We start from the raw sequence: 20,769 nt of genomic DNA, 5'->3' as shown, positions 1-20,769 counted from the left end.
GTCCCGACACCGACGGGGACCAGGAACCGTCTGCGGGTCCGAAGGGCCGGCGGCCCCGTGCCCCCCGGCTGACCGAGGACGAGATCGTCGAGCTGGTCCGCCCCCACCTCACCGGCGTCTTGAAGCGGGACGGCAACGAAGCCGTCACCCGCGTCCAGCTCCGAGGGATCATGCGCGAACACAAGATCCCCATCCGAAACGACCGGTTGACCCCGGTTCTGGCCCGCCTGCGTACGCCGCAGCCCACGACCGCGAGGAGCGCTCGATGAAGACCTGCCGGGAGTTCGTCCGAATCCAGGCCAAGTACACGCAGGAGACCACGTACCTGCTCAACTATGCGACCCGGCACCGGGGCTCGCCGACGGCAAAGGGCAGCACGGGCCTGGCCAAGGGCAGCAAGCACCGCATGGCGAAGGACCTGTCCGGGCACGTCGCACGCTGCCTCGAATGCGGATAGCCCTGGCGACGGGCCGATGGTCCGGCGTCCCGCCGGGCCGCTCGGCTCCGCCCAGCCGCTCCGACGTTGCGACCGGAGCGGCCCCGCTCTTCCCCGATTCAAGGACCCGAACACCGTGATGAACGAGCAGAACACCCCCATCCCTACCGGCAAGCAGCAGACCTCCAACTCGGTCTCACGAGGAGCAAGTTGGGGCGGAAGCGTAGCTTCCGCCGAACCCGCACCCGAAGGGGCGGGAGAGGACCTGCACCAGGGGGCGCAGGTCCCGGAGGCTTCGACCGAGGGCGGATCGAAGCCGGGGGAAGAGCAGAAGCCGAAGCCCCGCCGCCGCGAGCGCCGTGCGCGCCAGCGTCCCCGTCAGCCGCCCGCGAAGAAGCGTCTGCGCCAGCCCAACACCCGTTTCAACGAAGACGAGTACGCGCTGATCGTCTCCGCCGCCGCCACATGCAACCTTTCCGTCGCCGGCTTCCTCGCCCGTGCCGCGCTCGCCGCCGCCCGCGACCTCGATCGTACGAGCGCCGAGATCGCCGATGACCGTGAAGTGATCACCGCCCTGTTCGACAGCCGGCGCAAGCTCGGCTGGGCCGGAAGCAACCTCAACCAGGCCGTGAAGGCTCTCAACTCCGGCACGGACGCACCTCAGCTGCAGACAACCCTCACGGCCGTGCGACGCGCGGCCGAAGCGGTCCACGCTGCCGCGACCGCAGTTCTCGACCGGCAGCAGGCGGCATGATCCCGAGCGTCAACGAGCCCGGCGACCGGACCATCGGCCTGCTCGCCTACCTCTACGGCCCCGGCAAGCACGAGGAACACGTCGACCCGCACCTCGTCGCATCGTTCGACGGCATGGCCCCCGACCCCGGCCGCGACCCGTACGCCACGCTGAAGGACCTCCAGCAGCTCCTGGACCAGCCCGTCCAGGCGCTGCCCAAGCATGCCCGGCCCGCCAAGCACGTCTGGCACACCTCCGTACGCGCCGCGCCCGGCGACCGGACGCTGTCCGACGAGGAGTGGGCCGAGGTCGCCCGCCGGATCGTCGCCGCCACCGGGATCGACCCCGGCGAGGGGCAGCCCGGATGTCGCTGGGCCGCCGTACGGCACGCGGACGACCACATCCACATCGTCGCCACCCTCGTCTGCGAAGACGGCAGCAGCCCCGACGACTTCCGCTCCGGCAAACGCGCCCAGGCCGAGGCCCGACTCATCGAGAAGGAGCTCGGCCTGCACCAGGTCGCACCCGGCGACGGCACCGCCGCCCAGCGCCCCACCAGCGCGGAGCGGCACAAGGCCGAGCGCCAGGGCCGCGAGCGCACCGCCCGCGAGGAACTCCGCGAGACCGTACGACGGGCCGTGGCCGGCGCGACCAGCGACGAGGAGTTCTTCGACCGCCTGGGCGCCGCCGGCCTCCTGGTCCAGAAGCGCATCGCACCGTCCGGAGATCTCCTCGGCTACAAGGTCGCCCTGCCCGACGACCGCAACAAGGACGGCGAGCCCGTCTACTACCCCGGCGCCCGCCTCGCCCCCGACCTGTCCCTGCCCCGCATCCGTGAACGCTGGTCCGCAATTAGCCCCGGACGAGGCAACATCGCGGTCGAGGCACCAAGGCCCTCGGGGCCAGGAACGCCGGCCGCCGCGCGCCGACGGACGGCGGCTGCGGCCTGGCAGGCCGTCCTGGTCATCGAGCAGGGAGACGACGCAGTTGCCTCTGCGTACATCGCCGCCGCGGGAGAGGTGCTCGATGCGCTCGCCAAGACCTCCGCTGCACATACCCGGCGGGAACTGCGAGAGGCTGCCTGGGCATTCGAGCGGGCCTCCCGCTCCCACGTCCGCGCGGTTCGAGGCCGCGACCAAGCGCTGCGGCAGGCCGCCCGCGACCTCGTCCACGGCGGACCGGCCTTCGGCCGCGGAGAGGACGGCGCCACCACGGCCATGGCGATCGACATGCTGTTCTTTCTGATTGTCACCACAGCCCACTGGCACGCCAGGAAGGGGCATGCCCAGCAGGCCGAGGCCGCCCAGCGGGCAGCCGAGCACCTGCGTGCCGCTTACCGCGCCGCTGCCGAGTACCCGCTTGCCGTACTGCACCAACGCGGCAGGCAACTGAGCCGTCCCCTGATGCAGCGGCAGTCCGCCGCCATACGTGAGGCGATCCCCGAGCTCGCCGAGCAGATCCTGGCCGAGCCGGGGTGGCCGGCCCTCGCCGCCACCCTCACAGACGCCGAGGCCGCCGGCCACGATCCCGCCAGTCTGCTCGCCGACGCCGCCGGGCGCCGGGAGCTGGGCACCGCGGAGTCGATCAGCGACGTCCTCGTCTGGCGACTGCGACGCGCTGCGGGCTTGCCCGCCGATTCGGCCGAAGCCCCTTCACTCACGCTCACGGGCCCCACGCCGTCGCCCGCCGCACGCCGAGGACGGGAGCGTCCCCGGTCCGGGCGCCAGTAGTCGTTCCGTCCCATCTCACCGGGGTCGGGCTCTCCTAATTTCCGGGCGAGATCCGTGACGCCCCTGTTTCACGGCGCCCTGTTAGGTAGTCTCCGGCTGGAGATATCTGTCGGACTCCCTTCGTCCCCGCATCGCGGGGCTGCAGCCCTCTGCCGACCAGGGCTTGCCCTGCGTACGCAACGCCCCCATCGACGAAGCGGAGTTCCTTCATGAGCGCTCTCCCTCAGCAGCAGCACTTCACCCTTCCCGTCTACGACGGCGGCGAGTTCGTATTCGCCCATGCCTGGGGCAACGGTGTTCAGCTTTGGTGCCGGGGAATGGTCGGTCGGCAGGTCGACGAGCACCGCTCCCGGCTTCGTCGCGAGGGCACCGCTCCCCTGTACGCCGGCAGTTTCAACACGGACGAGTTCCACCGCCTGTGGGACTTCTTCCGGGTGTACCTCGGCCATGCTGACCCCGGGCGCGGAAACGCTCTCTTCCAGCCGCGGCTCCGCGCGATGCAGCTGCACACGCGGACCGGCTCCGATCGCGAGAGCCACACGGGCTTCTTCAACAGTTTCTTGTTCTCGCCCGCCATGACGACTGAGCAGAGCTGGCCGCTGGCCGCGCCGGAGATCCAGTTCTCGCACGTCAGGAAGGGCGGGGGATCCGGCGGCTTCTTCGCCTCTGGCATCCCCGAGCTGCCCGCGGGTGTCGAACCCAACGGCCTGGGGTCACCCGCGACGGCCGTGATCGACTACGAGCGCGCCGTGCCCTTCACGCACTTCCTGCTCGCCGCCACACAGGCCACCCAGGGCGGAACCCGTACCGCCGGGACGTGATGCAAACGGCCTGGACCGGGCCGACTGGTGGAGCAAGTCGTCCTGAGTCGCCGAAACGGGGAAGGAGCGCGCGTCGACAGAGGTGACATTGACATATTCCAGAGTTGAAGCGGGGGAACGTTTCTGGGCACGATCCTGCCTGCTCGTGGGAGACCAGCAGGAGGGGGAACCGTGCTCGGACGCAGGCGTATGGCCCGGCAGCACCGTGAGGCGTGGCAGTTGGCGGAAGCCTTGAGCGCGACGCACGTCGAACCCCCGCTCGATCCTGCTGCTCAGGCCCGAGGGCAGGTAGCGGGGCTGATGATGCCTCACCCGCAGCCGCTCGTGATCGACGGGCAGGTACAGACGTGCGGCGGGTGCGGCGCGTACCGCAACTGGATCGTGATCAACATCCGCGACGCAGTGTGGCTGCGCTGCCCTTCCGGGCACGAGCAGCACGAGGCCCGCCTCGACACCGCCTGGTACGGCCAGCACAGCGGCCCGATCACACACCAGCACGACTCCTACGAGGACGGCCTGCGGCACCTCGGCCACTGACCCGACCCCCCTGTCCCGCCGATATCGCCGGAGGAGAACCCCTCGCAGGTCCGGCCCCGTCAGCCCGCTCCCGACCATCAAAGGGGTCCCCGTGCACCGTTCCGCCTCCACCGCCCTGTCCGCCGCCGTCCTCGCCGCGCTCACCATCTCCGGCTGCTCCGGCGGCAAGGCCGCCGCCGGAGACCCCGGCTCCTCCCCCACCGCCGCGGTCCAGACGACCCCGGCCGCAAAGCCCGCCGCGCCGCTCACTTCGGCGGCGCTGGCCGAGCGTCTGCTGGACGAGGCCGACCTCGGCCAGGGCTACACCCGCAAGCCGCAGACCGGCAGCAGCCGGGACGACGTCACCGTGATCGGCTGCCCCGCCCTGGAGAAGCTCGGCGGCGACGCCGCAGCCGGCGGGAGCCTGAACTTCCCCAACAGCGCGAAGATCACCTTCTCCTACACCCGCGGTACGAGCTCGGAGGTGGCCGAGGAGCTGTACAGCGACACGAGGACAAGCTCGGCCCCGGCACGAAGACCGTCTTCGAAGCCATGACCGCCTGCCCGCTGTACCAGGTCGTCGTCGGCGACACGCCGATCGCGGTCGCCACGCAGAAGCTGCCGGCGCCCGCCCTGGGCGACGAAGCGTGGAGCCAGCTGCTCACCTTCACCGCCGGCGGACGGGACACTGTGATGAAGCAGACCGCCGTCCGCGCGGGTTCCGTGCTCGTCGTCGTCTCCGGTTCGCCCGCCCTCGTCGACACGCATCTGAACCGCACGGTCGACAAGGCACGCGGCTGACCCTGCTCCTGGACATACGAAAGCGGCCCCTGACTCCGAAATCGGAGCCAGGGGCCGGCCTCGTTCACCACCCGCGACCGGCGCGGACGGTGCCGTACGAGTGATCACGGGCAGGTGTGGCGGCGGCGCTCGCCTTCGGTGATCACCTTCGCCGTGGCGGAGTACGTCCAGCCGCAGGGGCAGACCGCGTCCCAGCGGTCCCTGCCGGTGCACTGCGGCGTGCGGGGCTTCCCGCTCGTCGAGACCAGGTGCCGGTTCGGTCCGGTCGTGGGACAGCGAGTGCCGTCGGGGTGGTGGGCGCTCAGGCGGGGAAGGCGGCGGGACACGAGGACCTCCTACAGAGTGGTGGGGGCGGGCTGGCAGCGAACCAGCTGGTCACTGTGCCGGCGTGACGAAGAGGCGGCCGTCCGCGTTCTCGGGCGGGTTACGGCGCAGCACCGGGATGGGCGAGGCGAGCGAGGCGGCGAAGACGGCGACGAGGTCGTGAGGGACGCTGGCGCTGAAGGCTGCGGTCCACTGGTAGGGCTCGCCGATCGCGGGCTCGGCCCACGCCTGCCAGCCGTACAGGTCCGGGCGCGGGTCGCCGTCGCGCACCAGCTCGGGCAGCTCCGCCCAGGCGAAGCCGGCGGACATGCTGGGGTCCCAGACACGGCTGTGGGGAGTGTCGAGGTCACGGGCCCACCCGAGCACGCAGAGGGCATCGAGGACGGCGTCGCCGCTGGCGTAGTTGACGGCCGGGTCGGTGCGCGCCTCGACGGCGAGGAGAAAGTCACCGATCGCCTCGGGGGGCGTGCCGGTGGTGAAGTAGGCGTTCCACTCCATCACGGCATTGCTCGCGTGGGTTCGGGCGGAGATGTGCCAGGCGACCGGTAGTTCCCCGAGGAGGAAGTCGTGGGAGCCGCGGACCCACTCGGCGCCGGCGAGTCCGCGGGGGCTGAGGTGCAGCAGCGTGCTGCGGGCCGTTGTCCACGTCGTCCAGCCGGCCTCCATGAGCGTGCCGGCGACACGGTCGGCGAGTTCGTCGTCGTCGCCGGCCAGGTGACGCGGTCGCACCCAGTACTCGGGGCGGGAAGGGTAAAGGGGATGATGCGGGTGCAGGGGCGCCTCCAGGCGAGTGGGGTGGGACTAGGCACTGTCCGGCGGATCTAGGGAAGCCACCTCTTGAACAGCCCCGGTGCACTCGTGTCCCAGTGCTGTGCTGAGATGGGGCTCTTCAACCAGGGAGGGAAGATGGAAAGCGGCGCGCACGAAGCTTGTGGCCCGGTGCAAGCTCTCTCTCCTGATGACCCTGTTTTCGTGTCCAAGCGTGTGTATCGCGGACGGCCGGTCGTGCGTGTGCACCTCGATGAGGACGGAGACTGGCAGGCGTTCTCGGCCGCGGAGCCACGCTGGTTCGGGCGGCCGCGGCTCATTCACGCAGCTCACCTGCTGGAGCGTGATCCCTCATTGGCCAGCCTGCCGGCTCTGCCGCTGGGACACCTCGCGACCCGGGATGAGGCTTCCGGCACAACCTGGGAGATCTTCCAAGGTTGACGGTCAGGAACGGAGCCATAGCCGGATCGCTGCGGCGCTGACGGTGCCGTGGAAGACGTAGGCCCTCTTGTCGTAGCGGGTGGCGACGGCCCGGGAGTTCTTGAGCCGGTTGATCGTCCGCTCGACCTCGTTGCGTCGTTTGTAGATCGCGGTGTCGAAGCCGGTGGGCCGACCTCCCTTGCTGCCGCGTCGTTTGCGGTTGGCCCGCTGGTCCTTCGGTTCGGGGATGGTGTGCTTGATCTGGCGTCTTCGCAGGTAGCTGCGGTTGCGGCGTGAGCTGTATGCCTTGTCGCCGCCCAGATGGCCCGGCCGGGTCCGAGGACGACCGCCCTGAGGGCGGGGAACGCGGACGCGTTCGAGGACCTCGATCATCTGCGGTGCGTCGCCCCACTGGCCCGGCGTGACCAAGAACGCCAGCGGCCGGCAGCCGCCTTCGCCCGCGAGGTGGATCTTGCAGGTCAGGCCGCCCCGCGACCGTCCGAGCCCTTCGTCAGGGCGGTGGTGCCGGGGCGTTGTCCTTTTTTCGGGACACGCGGCTTCTTCTTGCGGGCCCCGGCCGCGTGCTGATGGGCACGGCATGACGTCGAGTCGACGCTCACCATGCTCCAGTCGATCCGGCCCCCAAGGTCGGCATCGGCCTGGACGGCACGCAGAATCCGGTCCCACGTGCCATCCGCCGACCAGCGCCGATGCCGCTCATAGACGGTCTTCCAACTGCCGAAACGCTCGGGAAGGTCCCGCCACGGTATGCCCGTTCGCACTCGGAACAGGATCCCATTGATCACCTTGCGGTGATCGTTCCACCGGCCGCCACGCCGTCCCGACTCCGGCAAGTGCGGCTCCAGCCGGACCCACTCAGCATTCGTCAGATCACCCCGCCCCATGCCCGACACAACGAGCCAGCAGCCCGACAGTCACATGATCCGCCGGACAGTGCCTAGTGCGCGGCTACGGCGCCGCGACTACGGCGCGGGGCCTCGGTCGGCTCGTGCCAGCCGGCGCCGACGGTCACGGTCGGCGATACGGGACCGAGCTGCTCTCCGCTCTCCACGACGTAGAACACGGCGTTGCCGAGCGCGTCGGTCGTGCCGAGGACATCGGCAATGGTGTGCTCCAGCGGAAAGAAGGGGTTGATGGCGAGCCGTACGGGGGTGTCGGGGTCGACCGAGGAGAGTCGGGCGATGAGATCGCCTGCGGTGAAGTCCGAGGACACTGGGGCCTCCATACGTGAGAGAGCTGGACTGTGGGTGTGTCGCCGTCAGGCGACGACGACGCGGCTGGACGTGGCCAGGATTCGCGTGATCGCTGCGGCCACCACGTCGGCTGGGGTCTCCTTGTCGAAGCAGACGGAGTAGCCGGGGACGTCGGCGGTGCCAGTGACAGCGAGCTTCCAGCCCTCGCCGCCGGTGCCGGGCCGTCCGTCGGGGAACCAGCCGAGGTAGAACCGGCCGTCCTTGCTGGCGATGTGGACATCGGCGCGGTCATCGACGACGACCTTGAAGTCGGCATCGGTGAACAGGTCGACCACGTCCATCGGCTGGCCCGGGCCGAGCAGCCACGTGCGCAGCCGCAGCGCGGCGACGGTGGTAGAAGAGCCCCGCCTCGCAGCATCTACGGTCATGGGCAATCACCTCTCTGACCTGGCGCTTTTCGGGAAGGGGTCCACGTTGACATCCCTTGCCCCCGCTCCACCAGTCCTTTCGCGATCCTTCCCGTCTGCCTCCGGCGAACTGTCCTTTGACAGTGAAGTTAGTCGGTGGCAGCGCCATGACCTGTGGCGACTAGCTTCCCTGTCAAAGGACACCATCGACTGGGCCGCTCACGATCCCACCTCGGGACGGCGGACTGCTCCCGACCTCCCCGTGCTGCGGGCGGTGTCTGATCTACTCGGCCCCGCCGCCTCGCCCCAGCGAAAAACGGCGGGCGCACGCCAACAGCACGAGGGATCATGAGGCATGCGTCCGGATGGCTGGCACCTCACCGAAGACCTCGACGGCTTTCTTACCCGAGCCGGAGACTTCCTGCGCTCGCGCCCTGCCCTGCACACGGTCCCGCTGACGGTGACCGAGGCACTGCGTTCGCGCGGGGCGGACGCATACGGCGCCGAAGCCCCCATCTTCGGCAGCCTTGAGCGGGCGGGCGAGGTCCGCGCGGCCTTCTTCCGCACCCCGCCTCGCCGCCCGTACCTCACCCCGCTCACCCTCGGGGAGGCTGACACCCTCGCCGCCCACCTGGCCCGCCTCGGCCACCGCCTCTCTGGCGTCAATGCGGACCACAACACCGCCACCGCCTTCGCCGATGCCTGGGCGCGGCACACGGGCGCGACGCCGACGCTGCACGAGCGGGAGCGCCTGTACCGCCTTGGCACGCTCACACGACCGGAGCCACTCCCGGAGGGCCGAAACCGAGTCGCGGGCGAGCAGGACCGTGAGCAACTCATTCTCTGGCACCGCGAGTTCATCACCGCCATCGGAGGAACCCCTGCTGCGGACAACAGCTCATGGGCGGATACACGCATCGCCCAAGGACGCGTCACGCTCTGGGAAACCCCGGACGGCACCCCCGCCTCCATGGCAGGCGTGACCCCTATGGTCGCCGGCCAGGTCCGGGTGGCCCCCGTCTACACCCCGGCCCACCTACGCGGCCGCGGTTACGCGGGCGCCGCGACGGTCGAGGTGAGTAGGGCCGCGCTGGCCGCAGGCGCGGCGGAGGTCCTACTGTTCGCGGACCTGGCCAACCCCACCAGCAACGGTCTCTACCAGCGGATCGGCTACCGCCCGGTTACCGACTTCACGGTGTACGACTTCTCATGCGCCGGGCCGGAAATTCGTTGAAGGACTCTGAGGGTTCCGTGACGTCAGCGCAGCGAACGCCCCTGCCATCAGGGGACTTCGCCACCGACACCTCGCTGTACTTCTTCAACGAACATGCGGCGCAGGACACTGGCCGACGAGCTCATCGTGCTCGCCAGACGGGCTTGCGAAGCCAGCGAACGGCCGCGCAGGAGCACCTGAACCGCCGAGACCATCCACGCAGTGACGAGCGGCCCGGGCGGTGGGCAAGGGTCCCCTCGTTCTTCAGCCGGAGCAGCGCCCGTCGGACAACCACGTGACCGCCCACTCACTGGATGCCGGCACCTACTGGCCGGGCTGCACCTTCACGATGTTGATGTCCGTGGCGGTGCCCTCCGCCTCCAGCGTCCTCTTGCGGCCCTACGTGCTGGGCAGGTCGTAGCTCACCGCCGACGTGCGCTTCTTGCCACCCTGTACCCACTGGCCCCGGTAGTTGCTCCCTCGTCGGCTTGGTGTGCGACGACCAGCCGCGATTCCACAACCGCGCATCCAGGACTGAATGCGTGGCCCTGCCCTGGTCAGAATGAGCCGGGCACGGTGGTAGCGGCGGTGGGGGCCGACCGTCACAGGGCTCCGAAAATCAAAGTGATCACTTCCTTGTCTCCCCTACCCTGCCGGACACCGACAACCCCTCTTGAGGAGGACACCCCGATGACGAGCAACCCCGCCGTGCGCCCGGAGATCATCGACTTCTACACCCGGTCCGACGAAGCCGCACGGCTGCAGACCACCGCCACAGGCACCCTGGAGTTCACGCGCACCCGCGAGTTACTGCGCCGCCACCTCCCGCCAGCACCGGCCCGCGTGCTCGATGTCGGCGGTGGTCCCGGAACGCACGCCCGGTGGTTGGCCGACGACGGCTACACGGTGCACGTCGTGGACCCCGTCCCCAAGCACGTCACCCAGGCAGCCGCCATCGACGGCGTGACGGCCGAGCTGGGCGACGCCCGCCGCCTCACCGCCGCGGCCAGGACGTACGACGTGGTTTTGCTTCTCGGCCCGCTCTACCACCTCCACGACAAGACCGACCGGATCTCCGCGCTGACGGAGGCGGCCCGCGTGGCCCGGCCTGGCGGACTCATCGCCGCGGCGGCGATCTCCCGCTATTCGCCCCTCCTCGACTACATCGCGACCACCGGTATCACCGAGTCCGCGATCCAGGACGGGGTCCGCGACACCCTGGCCCAGGGCCGCTACGCCGGACAGCGCGGCTTCACCGTCGCCTACTTCCAGACCTCCGCCGAGCTGCACGCGGGGGAGTGTCTTGTTTTTCGTGTAAGCCCTGGTGTTGACGCTTCCTGGGTTTGTTCGGGTGTTACTGGTTGTCGATGACGCGGTCGCCGTAGAAGCCGGCGAGGGTGTTGATCGCTTCCTTCCAGTTGTAGGTGCGGCCGGTGGGGTTGCGCCGGTTGGGCTGGCGGTCCCGGATGACGAGGTAGAGGACCTTGAGGGCGGCTTCCTCGTTCGGGAAGTGTCCCCGGCGGCGGGTGGCCTGCCGGAAGCGGGAGTTGAGGGACTCGATCATGTTGGTCGTGTAGACGATCTTGCGGATCTCGGGCGGGAACCGCAGGAACATCACGAAGTGTTCCCAGCTGCGGCGCCAGACCCCGATCAGGGCCGGGTAGCGGGCTCCCCAGACCTCCTCGAACTCGGCGAACCTGGCCTCGGCGGCGTCGACGGTGGCCGCCGTGTAGACCTGGCGGAGTTCCTTCGCGATCTGCGACCAGTGCTTGGTCGAGGCGTACTTGAGACTGGCGCGGACCATGTGGACCACGCAGAGCTGGATGTCCGCGAGGGGCCAGATGTTCTGGATCGAGTCCGGCAGGCCCTTCAGGCCGTCGCAGCAGGCGATCAGGACGTCCTCGACGCCGCGGTTCTTCAGCTCCGCCAGCCACGCCATCCAGGTCTTGGCGCCCTCGCCGCCGGAGCCTACCCACATGCCCAGCACGTCACGCTCGCCTTCGAGATTGATCCCGACGGCGATGTAGACGGGGCGGTTGGCGACCGCGCCGTCACGGATCTTCAGCACGATCGCGTCGATCATCACGACCGCGTAGACCCGGTCGAGCGGTCGCTGGCGCCAGGCGTCGAGCTCCTCGGTGACCTTGTCCGTGGCCCGCGAGATCAGGTCACGTGAGACGTCCACGTCGTAGATCTCCGCCAGGTGGGCCTGGATCTCACCGGTGGTCAGGCCCTTGGCGTAGAGCGACAGGATCGCCTCGTCGAAGCCCTCCACCCGCCGCGCGTGCTTGGGCACGATAGCCGGACTGAACGAGCCGGCCCGGTCCCGGGGAACGTCGATCTCCACAGCGCCGACGTCGGTCAGTACTCGCTTGCGTGACGTGCCGTTGCGACTGTTGCCCGTGCCTGCCCCGGCCTTGTCGCCCTTCTCGTAGCCGAGGTGCTCGGTCATCTCGGCCTCCAAGGCGCCTTCCAGGACCAGCTTCACCAGTCCCTTGAGCAGGCCGTTCTCCCCGACCAGGTTGAGTCCCTCGCTGCGGGCCCGGTTGATCAGCTGCTCGGCCAGCTCGCGGTCCAGCTCGGTCAGTCTCGCCAACTCGGCCCCCGTGCGTACGATGCTCGAACTCTCGCGGGGACGCTCGTCCATGGTGCCCATCCGTGATCCTTCCCGGCAGAGACCACATCTCATGCCAGACGGGTCACACCGGGGCATACACAAACTTCAGGACAGTCCCGCACGCGGAGGTCACGGAGGCCGGTCTTGCCGATCCCAGCCTCTACGGAATCGAAGGACCCGGCTGGGTGGCGGTCAAGGCCATCGAGAAGTACACCGGCGCCAACCTCATGGGCACGGAAGTGTACGAAGCGGCCCTCGCAGCGGCGCGCATCGCGGAACCGCACGCGGCCCTCACCGACGCCTCCGCCCACATTCTCGCCATCACCGAGCCGTCGCCATTGGGGGGAACGCGCAGCTGCGGGCGACGAGCCGGTGCATGACGTGCATGGGACTCTCGGCGGCTGACGATCTGCACTGTGGGGTAGACCAGAGGGCCAACGGCTTGCCGTCGGCCCTCTTTCCTTTCGTGGTGCTGGGCACGTCAGATGCGGCACGACTCGGTTCGATGGCAAAACGACTGGGTTCGGTGTCAACGGACAAGAGAGGTCCGCTCTCAGTCGCGTAATCCGCAGGCCCGAGCAGCTCGCTGGTCAGGACGACGTGCGGCGGGCTTGCGCGAGTCGCCAGGAAGCGCCGAGTTCCGCGAGCCGCCCTCGCATTGCCCCTCGCTGCTCCTCCAGCTCCAACGAGGCCGGGGAGAGGAGATAGACGGTGCCCTGGTAGAAGCGGAACCCGATACGTTCCCATCCTCGTGCGATCTTGGCGTTCACCCGGTCCCACTCGGCCTGGTTCCTCAGGCGGTCGCTGCTGAGGTCGGTGACGCCGGGCGAGCACGCGACGGCCCGGCAGCCGGCCATGAGTCGGTGGATCGCCTCCGTGGCGAGGATGGCGCCGAGGCCGTGACCGCGCCACTGCTCGTCCAGGGTCACCCCGTCCATGACGAGCAGGGCGGAGCCGACGTACGGCAGCCACCCACTGGCGTCCTCGGTGAAGCTCCCTGTGCTCGGGTCCAGCAGGGCCTGGGCGGTCTCGTACAGCTCTTCGGACTCCTCTTCCATGGCCCGGACCGCGTTCATGCCCCGGTCGAGCTGCACCCTGTAGAAGGTCATGGTCCCGACTTGGGCCTCCTCTTGGAGGATGGCCACCTCCCACAGTTCCAAGGTGTCGGCCTGGGGGGTGTCGCCGAGTTCGTCGGTGTAGGAGATGCGCAGACGTAGCTCGGAAGGATCTCCGGGCAGCAGGGCGGGAGCGTTCACCGCTGCAGCCTAGCGACGCGCCAGGAGCAGCGGACCAGCCGCCAAGATCAAACTTCTGTAGCTGGCTTTCCCGGCCGACGTGCGGGATACGGGCCTCACGACTGCTCCAGCAGCTCGGCGCTGATCCGGTCCCAGCTCGGTCGAGGGCCATCGACCGGACGTACGGCTGTGAGCAGGTAGCCGTCGAGGAACGTATCGAGCCGATCGCCCGTCAGGGTGGCCACCCGCTCGCGTTGAGCACGACGGTCCACCTCTACCCGCTCGCCCAGAACTCCGAGCAGTGCCTCGTGACGCGCCTCGCCGAGGACGCCCCCGCGGGTCCACCGCCCTCGGACCGGTACGCCGGCGAGCGTGCCGAGGGTGTGCTCCTCGCGGCTGAAGGCCGAGTCCATCGCCTCCTCGGCCGCCGGTCCCACCCGGCTGATCGCCGCCCCGGTGACAGCCCCCTCACCCTGGAACTCGGGGAGCGGAAGGTCGACCATGAGGCCCCCTTCCGGCGGATCGCGGCGCTTGCCGCAGGGCATCGGGCGCCATGAAGCCTCTGCCGGATAGGCCGAAGGCCCCGGGAACCCAAGATGCTTGGGTTCCCGAGGCCTTCGGGCTGGGGTGGGCGTGAATCAGGTGGCGTCGGTACGCGGCGGCGGCCTGTGTCGAGACAGGCGAAGGGCCCCAGGAATTCACCTCGCCTTCCTGTGGCCCTTCGGCGATGTTCCGTTCGTGGCCGTTCTACCGGTCAGCTGGTGGCCGGGTTCTCCTCCTCGTCTTCGGCCTTCTTCCGCCGCACCACGATGAGGGCACCGCCTCCGGCTGCGACCAGGAGACCGCCGACGGCGAGGAGCCAGCTGTTGGAGTCGGCCCCGGTGTGAGCGAGGGAGCCCTTGGAGGGCGGGGTGCTCGGGGTGTCCGTCGTGGGTACCGGTGCGGTGGAGGTGGATCGGGTCGGGGTCGGGGTGACCGGCGGGGTTGTCGGTGGCGTGGTCGGCGGAGTCGTCGGGGTGACCGGCGGCGTGGTCGGCGGGGGTGTGATCGGCGGGGTTGTCGGGGGTGTGGTCGGCGGGGTGGTGGGCGGCTGGGTGGGCTTGTCCTTCTTGGTGTTGGTGAAGGTGGCTATGGCCTTCTCGGCAGGCTTGGCGGTGATCTTGACCGGGCTGGTGTCGAGCTCGTAGCCGGTGGGGGCCTTGGTCTCGGTGCCGGTGTAGGCGGTGCCGGTGCGGGCGGAGACCGGGAGCTTGGTGGTGGCGGTACCGTCCTTGCCGGTGGTCAGGGTGATCGCCTTGCCGGGGCCGATGGAGGGGGCGATGCTGATGACCGCGCCGGCCAGGGGCTTGCCCGTCTTCTTGTCGGTCTTCTTCACCAGCAGTTCGGCGGGCTTGAAGGTGTCGATGACGGTGAGCTTCGCGGTGTACTCGGGGGTGATGATGACGTCCTGGTCGGGTGCCAGGTCGTGGATGGGGCTGCCGGAGTCGGTCTCCTTGAGGCGGTAGGTACCGGGGTGGACGTTCTCGAAGCGCAGGATGCCGTCGGCGTTCGTCTTGCCGGTCAGGGCCTTGGTGCCGTTGAGGGTGTCGAGGAGGGAGAACGCGGCTCCGGCGAGCAGGGCGCCGTCCGGGTCCTTCTTGGTGATCTCGACGGCGCCCGGGGGGATCTCGGGTGCGCTGGCGAAGGCTGTCGGGGCCCAGATCAGGGAGCTGGTCGCCAGGGTGGTCGCGGCGACGGTGGCCGCGGTACGACGGGTGGCACGCATGAAGAAGTGGTTCTCCTCGGTCAGGTGTGTGGTGGGCACCGCCTCGGGGGCGGAGGTCAGTGCGAGCGGGCAGCCGGCGTCTGGCCAGCCGCCGGGACGGGGCGTGCGGGAGGCGGGCTCGTCCGCAGGGGGGTGGCGTTGGCCGCGTGTCGGCGGGATGCCGCTTGGACGATGGCGCGCTGCTTGTCCATCGGCATGCTGGCGATGCGTTCGAGGGCGTCGGCGGTGTCGGGGCCGAGGCGACGGCCGGTGAGCTGGGTGACGGCCGCGGCTTCGGCGAGCATTCCCTGGTCCAGGGGGAGCCCGAGCATGTCCATCACGAAGTAGCGGGCGTTGCGCAGGGAGTCGGTGATGGGCACGTCGTCGTAGGTGCCGCCCTCGGCAAGGTTGAGCACGGCCTGGGTCGCTTCGTGGACGCGGGTGAGCATGACGGTGTCGGTCGCCCAGAGCGTCTCGTGCCAGCGCTCGGCCCACGGGGCGGGTTCGGCGAGGCCCCGGGGGGCGGTGAGGGCTGGCCAGCAGACCTGGACGAAGTCCACGATCGCGGTGCGCAGGCCGGTGAGGTCGGCACCGGCCCAAGGGGGCAGGCCGTCCTTGTGCCAGTCGCGTACAACGCCGCGCCCGTCATGGGACACGCGTGCGGCGTCTCGGCGGGTGAACGTGCCGTGCTCGGCGAAGCGGAGGTGGACGGTCTCGAGTTTGCCTCGCTCGGCGTGGATGACGGACAGGCGCAGGCCGTCGTACTGACGCTCCATGATCGTGTGGGCGAACTCGATGCGCAGGCGGATCGGCGAGTCGGTCGGGGTGGCGTAATAGACGTCGCCGACGACGGTGCCGAAGGGCAGAGGGAGGTCGAGCCTGTCGAAGAACTCCTTGGCGTGCAGGGACACGAGGGCTCCTTGGGTCAGCGGCGCGTCGAGCGCCCAGCGGGCGGTGAAGCGGGCGCCGGCGGCCGGGTGGTGGTGCTCCAGCGCGGGACGCTGCGGGTGGTGATCACCGGGGTCCGGCGTTGGGCACGCTGGATGTCGAGCGGGGTCAGGGCCGGGGGCTTCGGCGGGGTGAGCGGGGTGAGCTTCGCCAGGGCGGCGAGTTCGGGGGCGAGCTGATCGCGGTAGCGCAGGACCGGAGTCGGGTCGAGCAGGGCCTTCGCGGTGGCCGCGATCAGACGTGCGGGTGTGCGGGAGGTGAATCGGGCTTCGGCTCGGTTCCATCCGGACGGTCCAGCCCACAGCAGGACCGTCTCCGCGTCGAGGTCTTCGCTGCCGACGTCGATGGACACCCCCGCGGTGCCGTCCGGGGCCGTGATCTCGACGAAGGGGCCGACGGCGCGGCTGCTACGGCCGGAGGCGCCGAGGGTGACCGATCCCGGAAGTCGCTGGGTCGTCCAGCCCGCGTCGAGCAGCGGTTGTACCTGTGGCGCCCAGTACGGGGAGGGGGTTGCGATGAAGGGGTCTTGGTCCTTGCGCGCGTTCCAGTCGCGTTCGAGCGCTGTGGTGAAGGCGGCGACGATCTCGGCGGGGAAGGTGTCGTTGAAGGTCGCTGACCAGCGGGTCGGGGAGGAGGCGTCCTCGCTGGCGGAGATCTTGTAGACGTCGAAGTCGTCGCCGTACCAGCCGATGCGGACGCGCTGGTCGGGTGAGGTGATCAGCATCTGGCAGGGGCCGTCCTCCAGGTGGAGGGTGGGCCAGTGGTTCACCGGGACGAAGGCCGCGTCCCCGCACCAGTCGGATCCCGCGAGGTAGCGCGGGGAGACGTAGACGTCACCTTCCGGGGTGTACGTCACGCGGCGCCTTCCGTCCGCGAGCCGGGCTGGACAGTGAGGGTGATGCGCTGCGCGGTCTCGGCGAGACGCTCCTCGACCTTGGCGGCGTCGTAGCCGGTGACGACGTACAGGCCGGCGCGGGCCACGTCGACGTCGCCGTCCGGCGGCAGGACGATCTGGTCGCCGACATGGCCGATCCACTGGACGAGGTCGAGCCACGGCGTACGGTCTGCGAAGTCCTCGTCGATGGAGCGGTGGGTGAGGCTGCCGGAGGTCTCCGGGTAGAGGAGGGTGACGCCGGCGGCGCGCAGGCGGGTGCGCTCCAGGTCGGGGGTGGTGCCGCAGGCGAGGTCGGCGGCGATGCGGGGCAGGTCGAGGCCGGTGGCGAGGCGGACAAGGTGGCCGATGAGGTCGCCGCCGATGCGGCCGTTGACCTCGATGATGCGCGGGCCGGACGGGGTGAGGCGCATCTCGACATGCTGGATGCCGTGGTCGATGCCGAGGGCGCGGATCGCGGCGGTGGCGATCGGGGCGACCTCGGCGAGCAGCGGGTCGGTGGCGTCAACGGTGTGGCCGATCTCCTCGAAGTACGGCTCGAAGCCGAGCTTCTTACGGGTGACGGCGACGGCGTGGGTGTGGCCGTGCTGGGTGACGCACTCGACGCTGATCTCGGGGCCGTCGAGGTACTCCTCGACCAGGACGTCGGTGTTCTGGCCTCCGGCGAGGCTGGCGCCTTCGGCGGCGAAGTCGAAGGCGCGGGCGAGGTCTTCGCTGTTGTCGACACGGATGACGCCGACGCTCCCGGCCTGGCCGGCGGGCTTGAGGACGACCGGGTATCCGATGTCCTCGGCCAAGATCGTGGCCTCCAACAGGTCGGCCACACGGCCGGAGCGCGCCGACGCGACTCCGTGGGCGGCCAGGAGCTTGCGGGTGGCGTGCTTGTTGCGGCAGTTCTCCATCACGGCCGGGGGGTTCGTACGCAGTCCGAGGTGCTCGGCAAGCCGGGCGGTGTGGACGAGCAGGGGCTCGTTCCAGGTCAGGACGCCCGCGAGGGTGTGCCGGGCGGCGAGCCTCTGGCCGGCGTCCAGGAGCTGATCGAGCTGGTGCGGGTCGGCGACCTCGTGGTCGACGACGTGCTCGGCCTCCCAGGTGAGCGACTGCGGGTTGATGGCGACGACGTCGTAGGCGGCGGCGACCTGCTCCAGGCAGTAGCCGCGGTACACCTCGTCGCCGGGGGCGACGATCAGGACCGTGAGGCGGCCGGTGGTCTTCGTGGAGGAGGAGGTCGGGGCGACGGTCACGGGGAGGTCCTTGTCTTCGCGCGTGGTGGTGTGGCGGGTGGCGGCGTCGAGCAGGCGGCGCATGTCGGTGGCGAGGCCGCCGGGGGCGAGCAGGTGGCCGGCGAATCCGGTTGCCTCTGCGGCGGGCAGGGCTGTGAGGCGGTCGGTGAGGCCGCGGACGAGGGAGGCGGCGCACAGGGCCTGGTCGGCGCTGAACTGCGACAGGGGTGTGGTGGTCATTGAGGTTGGGCTGCTCCGGGCTGTGGGGCCGGGTGGGCGGTACGGGTGGCACGCATGGCGGGTTCGCGGCGCAGGCGCCAGAACGCGGCTGTGAGACCGGCGGCCTGGAGGCCGGCGCAGGCGGTCAGCACGTGGCCGAGCGCGGTGGCGGGGGTGAGGGCGACGAGGATGCCCGCGAGCGGAAACGGCAGGAGCATCACGAGGATGGTCACCGAGAGGGTGGCGCCGAAGACGCGCTCGGGGATGAGGTGGGAGCGCAGGGTGCGCAGCACGACGGTCATGCCTCCTTCGCCGGCCATGAGGACGGCGGTCAGGATGAGGAACTGGGTGTAGTCGCCGGCCTGGGAGACAGCGAGCCCTGCGAGGGCGGCAACGGCCGCGCTGACGGCTCCGGCCGGCCACAGGCCGAGGCGATCGATGGCGAAGCGGCAGGCAGCGACCGCGAGAAGGGACGCGGCGGCGGCTGCGGACCAGATCACGCCGACGGCGGCACTGGACTGGCCCAGGTGCTGGACCACGATGACCGGGGCCGCGGCCTGCAGGAACCCGGTGGCCAGGTTGGAGACGGTCAGGCCGGTGATCAGCCAGGCGAGCGCCGGCAGGGAAACGAGGGTCTTCCAGCCGGTGCGCAGGCCGCTGAGCGCGGGCGCCGCGGGCGGGACGAACCGGGGTTCGCGGTGCCAGGGCGCGAGCAGCGCTCCCATCAGGGAGCAGGCGGCCATCGTCAGCAAGGTTCCGGTGACGCCGACCCAGTGCAGGAGGAATCCGGCGAGCGCGGGCCCGGCCAGGGTGGCGGTCTGGTCGATGCCGAGGAGGACGGACTGCACCCGGTGGGCGCGGTTGCCGGCGTCCTTGCTGGCGGTGGCGCCCGCGGTCTCGGCGGCGATGTAGGAGAACTCCGTGACGACCCCGGTGATGGCGGCGAGCGCCATCACCGTGATCGTCGCCCCCACCCCACCGATCTGCGTGGGCAGGACGAAGGCGGCGGCCACGACCACCAGGGCACGCAGTACTGAGGCGATGCGGAAGACCCGCTTGGTGCCGTGCCGGTCCACGACCTGCCCGGCGAGCGAGAACGCGGCAAGGCGGGGCACCCACTCCAGGGCGAACGCGATGCCGGTGAGGGTGGCGGACTGGGTGGTGGCGAGCACGATGAGCGGGATGCCGTAGGTGGACATCGCGAACGCAGCGGCGTCGGCCGTTCGGGGAAGGTAGATCCGCCGCAGCAGGGACAACTGGGGCAGCAGGGCGTGCCGGGGGCCGGCGATCACAAAGTCGGTCATGTGCTTTCGTCGGGAAGGAGAAGCGGCCCACCCGCTGCGAGCGGGTGAAGAAGGACGGGGCTACCGCCCGCCACGGCGGGGCGTCGGCAGGCGGGACGGTCCCGGGGCCGGGGGTGGCTTGGGTGCGCCGTTCAGGTCGGCGTAACTGGTGGTGAGCAGCCGGAGAAGCTGGATGCCTTCCCCGCGGCGAGCGACGAGCGTGTCGATCTCGACGCCGAGGAACTGCAGCAATCCGTCGGTAGAGCCATGCCGGTACCGGTCACGGCCCAAAGTCACGGACTGAAGCTGGCGGATGGCACTGTCCGCCCGTTGCAGCAACTTCTGCTGTACCTCGTCCACGTTCGCGGCTGTCTCGCGAATCAGGTCGGCGAGCGTGGCGAGCGCGGTGCCGGGCGGGTGGGAACCGAGAACCAGGTCGCGGGCGGCCAGCGCATCCCGCGCGGTCTTCGTCCCCAGGGCAACCACCGGCCGTGGCTCGGCGGTGTTGCTCACCGGCGTGCGACTCCCGCCGGGGTCGCCGGCACCTTGACCGGCCGAGCAACCGCCGTGTGGGAGAACAGGTCGCGGGGCTTCCAGGCAGGAGTGACCGGTGTCGCCCTCAACGCGGCTCCCGCGGTCGTGGCAGCGAGACCGGCCTGCGTGGACACAGGGGCCGACCGCCTGGGCGAGGCCGCCTGGGCAGTGGACCGGCCCGTGGCCCAGGCGGTAAGCGCCTGGTAGGCGGGGGTCAGGGCCCGGCCGGCGGCGGTGAGCGTGAACTTCCCTTCGTGGTCCCGGCCTACGAGGCCCTTCTTCGCGAGGTGGCTGAGGGGGTAGTAGACGGCCGTGGGGTGGGCGTCGGGCAGGGCGGAGGAGGCGAGGGCCGCGCCGGTGGATGCGCCACGGTCCTGCAGCGCCCAAAGGAGCGCGGTGGCATGCCGTGTGGAGATCAGCGAGAGGGTGTCCTCGATCTCCTCGGCCTTGGCCGCCGGGCGGGACGTCGTCTTCTTGGTGACGGGGTCCTTCACGGTGGGGCGTTCCAGGTGCTTGCTCCCCCACTGGGCGAAGGTGTCGAGTACGGGCAGCAGCCGGGCGCCGTGGTCGGTGAGTGCGTAGACGACGTGCCGGCGGGTGTCGGCGTACTCATAAGAGTGCTCAGTAAGGTACGAATGAACGTGCTCACCTCCCGCTTCGGCGGGAGCCTTCACTCACCGTGCGGTTGCCC

General features: G+C 70.1%; 26 protein-coding genes and 1 pseudogene. 12 read left to right on the top strand and 15 right to left on the bottom strand.

Features of this window, described 5'->3' with window-relative positions:
• From ACWFR1_RS00135 to ACWFR1_RS00100, 8 genes and pseudogenes are all read left to right on the top strand, one after another.
• Positions 1-269: pseudogene (locus ACWFR1_RS00135) on the top strand (hypothetical protein); the annotation flags it as partial.
• Positions 266-457 (top strand): hypothetical protein, encoded by a 192-nt coding sequence (locus tag ACWFR1_RS00130; RefSeq protein ID WP_453544912.1) that lies wholly within the window; start codon positions 266-268, stop codon positions 455-457. The pseudogene ACWFR1_RS00135 and the gene ACWFR1_RS00130, both read left to right, overlap by 4 nt.
• A gap of 118 nt (positions 458-575) precedes the next feature.
• Positions 576-1,190: a plasmid mobilization protein gene (locus ACWFR1_RS00125; protein ID WP_453544911.1), complete on the top strand. Its 615-nt coding sequence runs from the start codon at positions 576-578 to the stop codon at positions 1,188-1,190.
• A complete protein-coding gene (locus tag ACWFR1_RS00120) occupies positions 1,187-2,899 on the top strand; it encodes a mobilization protein (RefSeq protein WP_453544910.1) in 1,713 nt (570 codons plus the stop codon). Before ACWFR1_RS00125 ends, ACWFR1_RS00120 begins: the two co-directional genes overlap by 4 nt.
• Positions 2,900-3,108: 209 nt before the next feature.
• Complete coding sequence (locus ACWFR1_RS00115; protein ID WP_453544909.1) at positions 3,109-3,720, top strand: hypothetical protein; 612 nt, start codon at positions 3,109-3,111, stop codon at positions 3,718-3,720.
• 300 nt (positions 3,721-4,020) lie between these two features.
• Positions 4,021-4,257 carry a hypothetical protein gene (locus ACWFR1_RS00110; protein WP_453544908.1) on the top strand — a complete coding sequence of 79 codons (237 nt, stop codon included), beginning with the start codon at positions 4,021-4,023 and terminating at the stop codon, positions 4,255-4,257.
• A 91-nt stretch (positions 4,258-4,348) separates the two neighbouring features.
• A complete protein-coding gene (locus ACWFR1_RS00105) occupies positions 4,349-4,792 on the top strand; it encodes a hypothetical protein (RefSeq protein ID WP_453544907.1) in 444 nt (147 codons plus the stop codon).
• Positions 4,789-5,037 carry a hypothetical protein gene (locus tag ACWFR1_RS00100; protein WP_453544906.1) on the top strand — a complete coding sequence of 83 codons (249 nt, stop codon included), beginning with the start codon at positions 4,789-4,791 and terminating at the stop codon, positions 5,035-5,037. The genes ACWFR1_RS00105 and ACWFR1_RS00100 overlap by 4 nt, the downstream gene beginning before the upstream one ends.
• A gap of 104 nt (positions 5,038-5,141) precedes the next feature.
• On the opposite strand, the gene ACWFR1_RS00095 is transcribed toward ACWFR1_RS00100, so the two are convergent.
• Positions 5,142-5,363: a hypothetical protein gene (locus tag ACWFR1_RS00095; RefSeq protein WP_453544905.1), complete on the bottom strand. Its 222-nt coding sequence runs from the start codon at positions 5,361-5,363 to the stop codon at positions 5,142-5,144.
• A 49-nt stretch (positions 5,364-5,412) separates the two neighbouring features.
• Positions 5,413-6,090 carry a DUF317 domain-containing protein gene (locus tag ACWFR1_RS00090; protein ID WP_453544904.1) on the bottom strand — a complete coding sequence of 226 codons (678 nt, stop codon included), beginning with the start codon at positions 6,088-6,090 and terminating at the stop codon, positions 5,413-5,415.
• 150 nt (positions 6,091-6,240) lie between these two features.
• Between ACWFR1_RS00090 and ACWFR1_RS00085 the strand changes: the two genes are divergently transcribed.
• Positions 6,241-6,570 carry a hypothetical protein gene (locus ACWFR1_RS00085; protein WP_453544903.1) on the top strand — a complete coding sequence of 110 codons (330 nt, stop codon included), beginning with the start codon at positions 6,241-6,243 and terminating at the stop codon, positions 6,568-6,570.
• A 3-nt stretch (positions 6,571-6,573) separates the two neighbouring features.
• On the opposite strand, the gene ACWFR1_RS00080 is transcribed toward ACWFR1_RS00085, so the two are convergent.
• The 3 genes from ACWFR1_RS00080 to ACWFR1_RS00070 all read right to left on the bottom strand — a co-directional run bounded on the left by ACWFR1_RS00080 (position 6,574) and on the right by ACWFR1_RS00070 (position 8,191).
• Positions 6,574-7,454 (bottom strand): IS5 family transposase gene (locus ACWFR1_RS00080; protein WP_453545379.1). Its coding sequence is split into 2 segments (ribosomal slippage): positions 6,574-7,094 and positions 7,094-7,454, totalling 882 coding nucleotides; the frame shifts between segments, so codons are not numbered across the junction.
• Between the two features lie 53 nt (positions 7,455-7,507).
• Complete coding sequence (locus tag ACWFR1_RS00075; RefSeq protein WP_453544902.1) at positions 7,508-7,783, bottom strand: hypothetical protein; 276 nt, start codon at positions 7,781-7,783, stop codon at positions 7,508-7,510.
• 45 nt (positions 7,784-7,828) lie between these two features.
• Complete coding sequence (locus ACWFR1_RS00070) at positions 7,829-8,191, bottom strand: DUF317 domain-containing protein (RefSeq protein WP_453544901.1); 363 nt, start codon at positions 8,189-8,191, stop codon at positions 7,829-7,831.
• A 334-nt stretch (positions 8,192-8,525) separates the two neighbouring features.
• Between ACWFR1_RS00070 and ACWFR1_RS00065 the strand changes: the two genes are divergently transcribed.
• On the top strand, positions 8,526-9,404 hold the full coding sequence (locus ACWFR1_RS00065) for a GNAT family N-acetyltransferase (RefSeq protein WP_453544900.1): 879 nt from the start codon (positions 8,526-8,528) through the stop codon (positions 9,402-9,404).
• Positions 9,405-10,073: 669 nt separating this feature from the next.
• A complete protein-coding gene (locus ACWFR1_RS00060; RefSeq protein WP_453544899.1) occupies positions 10,074-10,754 on the top strand; it encodes a class I SAM-dependent methyltransferase in 681 nt (226 codons plus the stop codon).
• Here the strand turns inward: ACWFR1_RS00060 and ACWFR1_RS00055 are convergent.
• Positions 10,738-12,039 (bottom strand): IS256 family transposase, encoded by a 1,302-nt coding sequence (locus tag ACWFR1_RS00055; protein WP_453544898.1) that lies wholly within the window; start codon positions 12,037-12,039, stop codon positions 10,738-10,740. The two genes, ACWFR1_RS00060 and ACWFR1_RS00055, sit on opposite strands and share 17 nt — an antisense overlap.
• Positions 12,040-12,185: 146 nt before the next feature.
• Here ACWFR1_RS00055 and ACWFR1_RS00050 point away from each other — a divergent pair, with 146 nt between their 5' ends.
• Positions 12,186-12,380: a hypothetical protein gene (locus ACWFR1_RS00050; protein ID WP_453544897.1), complete on the top strand. Its 195-nt coding sequence runs from the start codon at positions 12,186-12,188 to the stop codon at positions 12,378-12,380.
• 210 nt (positions 12,381-12,590) lie between these two features.
• On the opposite strand, the gene ACWFR1_RS00045 is transcribed toward ACWFR1_RS00050, so the two are convergent.
• From ACWFR1_RS00045 to ACWFR1_RS00005, 9 genes are all read right to left on the bottom strand, one after another.
• A complete protein-coding gene (locus ACWFR1_RS00045) occupies positions 12,591-13,256 on the bottom strand; it encodes a hypothetical protein (protein WP_453544896.1) in 666 nt (221 codons plus the stop codon).
• Between the two features lie 95 nt (positions 13,257-13,351).
• Positions 13,352-13,738, bottom strand: coding sequence for a hypothetical protein (locus ACWFR1_RS00040; protein ID WP_453544895.1), 387 nt, complete (start codon positions 13,736-13,738; stop codon positions 13,352-13,354).
• 251 nt (positions 13,739-13,989) lie between these two features.
• Positions 13,990-15,000 carry an MSCRAMM family protein gene (locus ACWFR1_RS00035; RefSeq protein ID WP_453544894.1) on the bottom strand — a complete coding sequence of 337 codons (1,011 nt, stop codon included), beginning with the start codon at positions 14,998-15,000 and terminating at the stop codon, positions 13,990-13,992.
• Positions 15,001-15,056: 56 nt separating this feature from the next.
• Positions 15,057-15,890 carry a hypothetical protein gene (locus tag ACWFR1_RS00030; protein ID WP_453544893.1) on the bottom strand — a complete coding sequence of 278 codons (834 nt, stop codon included), beginning with the start codon at positions 15,888-15,890 and terminating at the stop codon, positions 15,057-15,059.
• Positions 15,891-15,904: 14 nt separating this feature from the next.
• Complete coding sequence (locus ACWFR1_RS00025) at positions 15,905-16,783, bottom strand: DUF317 domain-containing protein (protein WP_453544892.1); 879 nt, start codon at positions 16,781-16,783, stop codon at positions 15,905-15,907.
• Complete coding sequence (locus ACWFR1_RS00020; protein WP_453544891.1) at positions 16,780-18,282, bottom strand: ATP-grasp domain-containing protein; 1,503 nt, start codon at positions 18,280-18,282, stop codon at positions 16,780-16,782. Before ACWFR1_RS00020 ends, ACWFR1_RS00025 begins: the two co-directional genes overlap by 4 nt.
• Complete coding sequence (locus ACWFR1_RS00015; RefSeq protein ID WP_453544890.1) at positions 18,279-19,565, bottom strand: MFS transporter; 1,287 nt, start codon at positions 19,563-19,565, stop codon at positions 18,279-18,281. Before ACWFR1_RS00015 ends, ACWFR1_RS00020 begins: the two co-directional genes overlap by 4 nt.
• Before the next feature lie 60 nt (positions 19,566-19,625).
• Positions 19,626-20,057, bottom strand: coding sequence for a hypothetical protein (locus tag ACWFR1_RS00010; RefSeq protein ID WP_384234150.1), 432 nt, complete (start codon positions 20,055-20,057; stop codon positions 19,626-19,628).
• The gene (locus ACWFR1_RS00005) at positions 20,054-20,752 is read right to left on the bottom strand and encodes a winged helix-turn-helix transcriptional regulator (protein WP_453544889.1); all 699 of its coding nucleotides are present in this window, start codon (positions 20,750-20,752) and stop codon (positions 20,054-20,056) included. Before ACWFR1_RS00005 ends, ACWFR1_RS00010 begins: the two co-directional genes overlap by 4 nt.
• Positions 20,753-20,769 lie beyond the last annotated feature (17 nt).

It is taken from the genome of Streptomyces sp. NPDC055103 (assembly GCF_053607625.1).
This window is presented reverse-complemented; position numbering and strand designations above follow the sequence as displayed.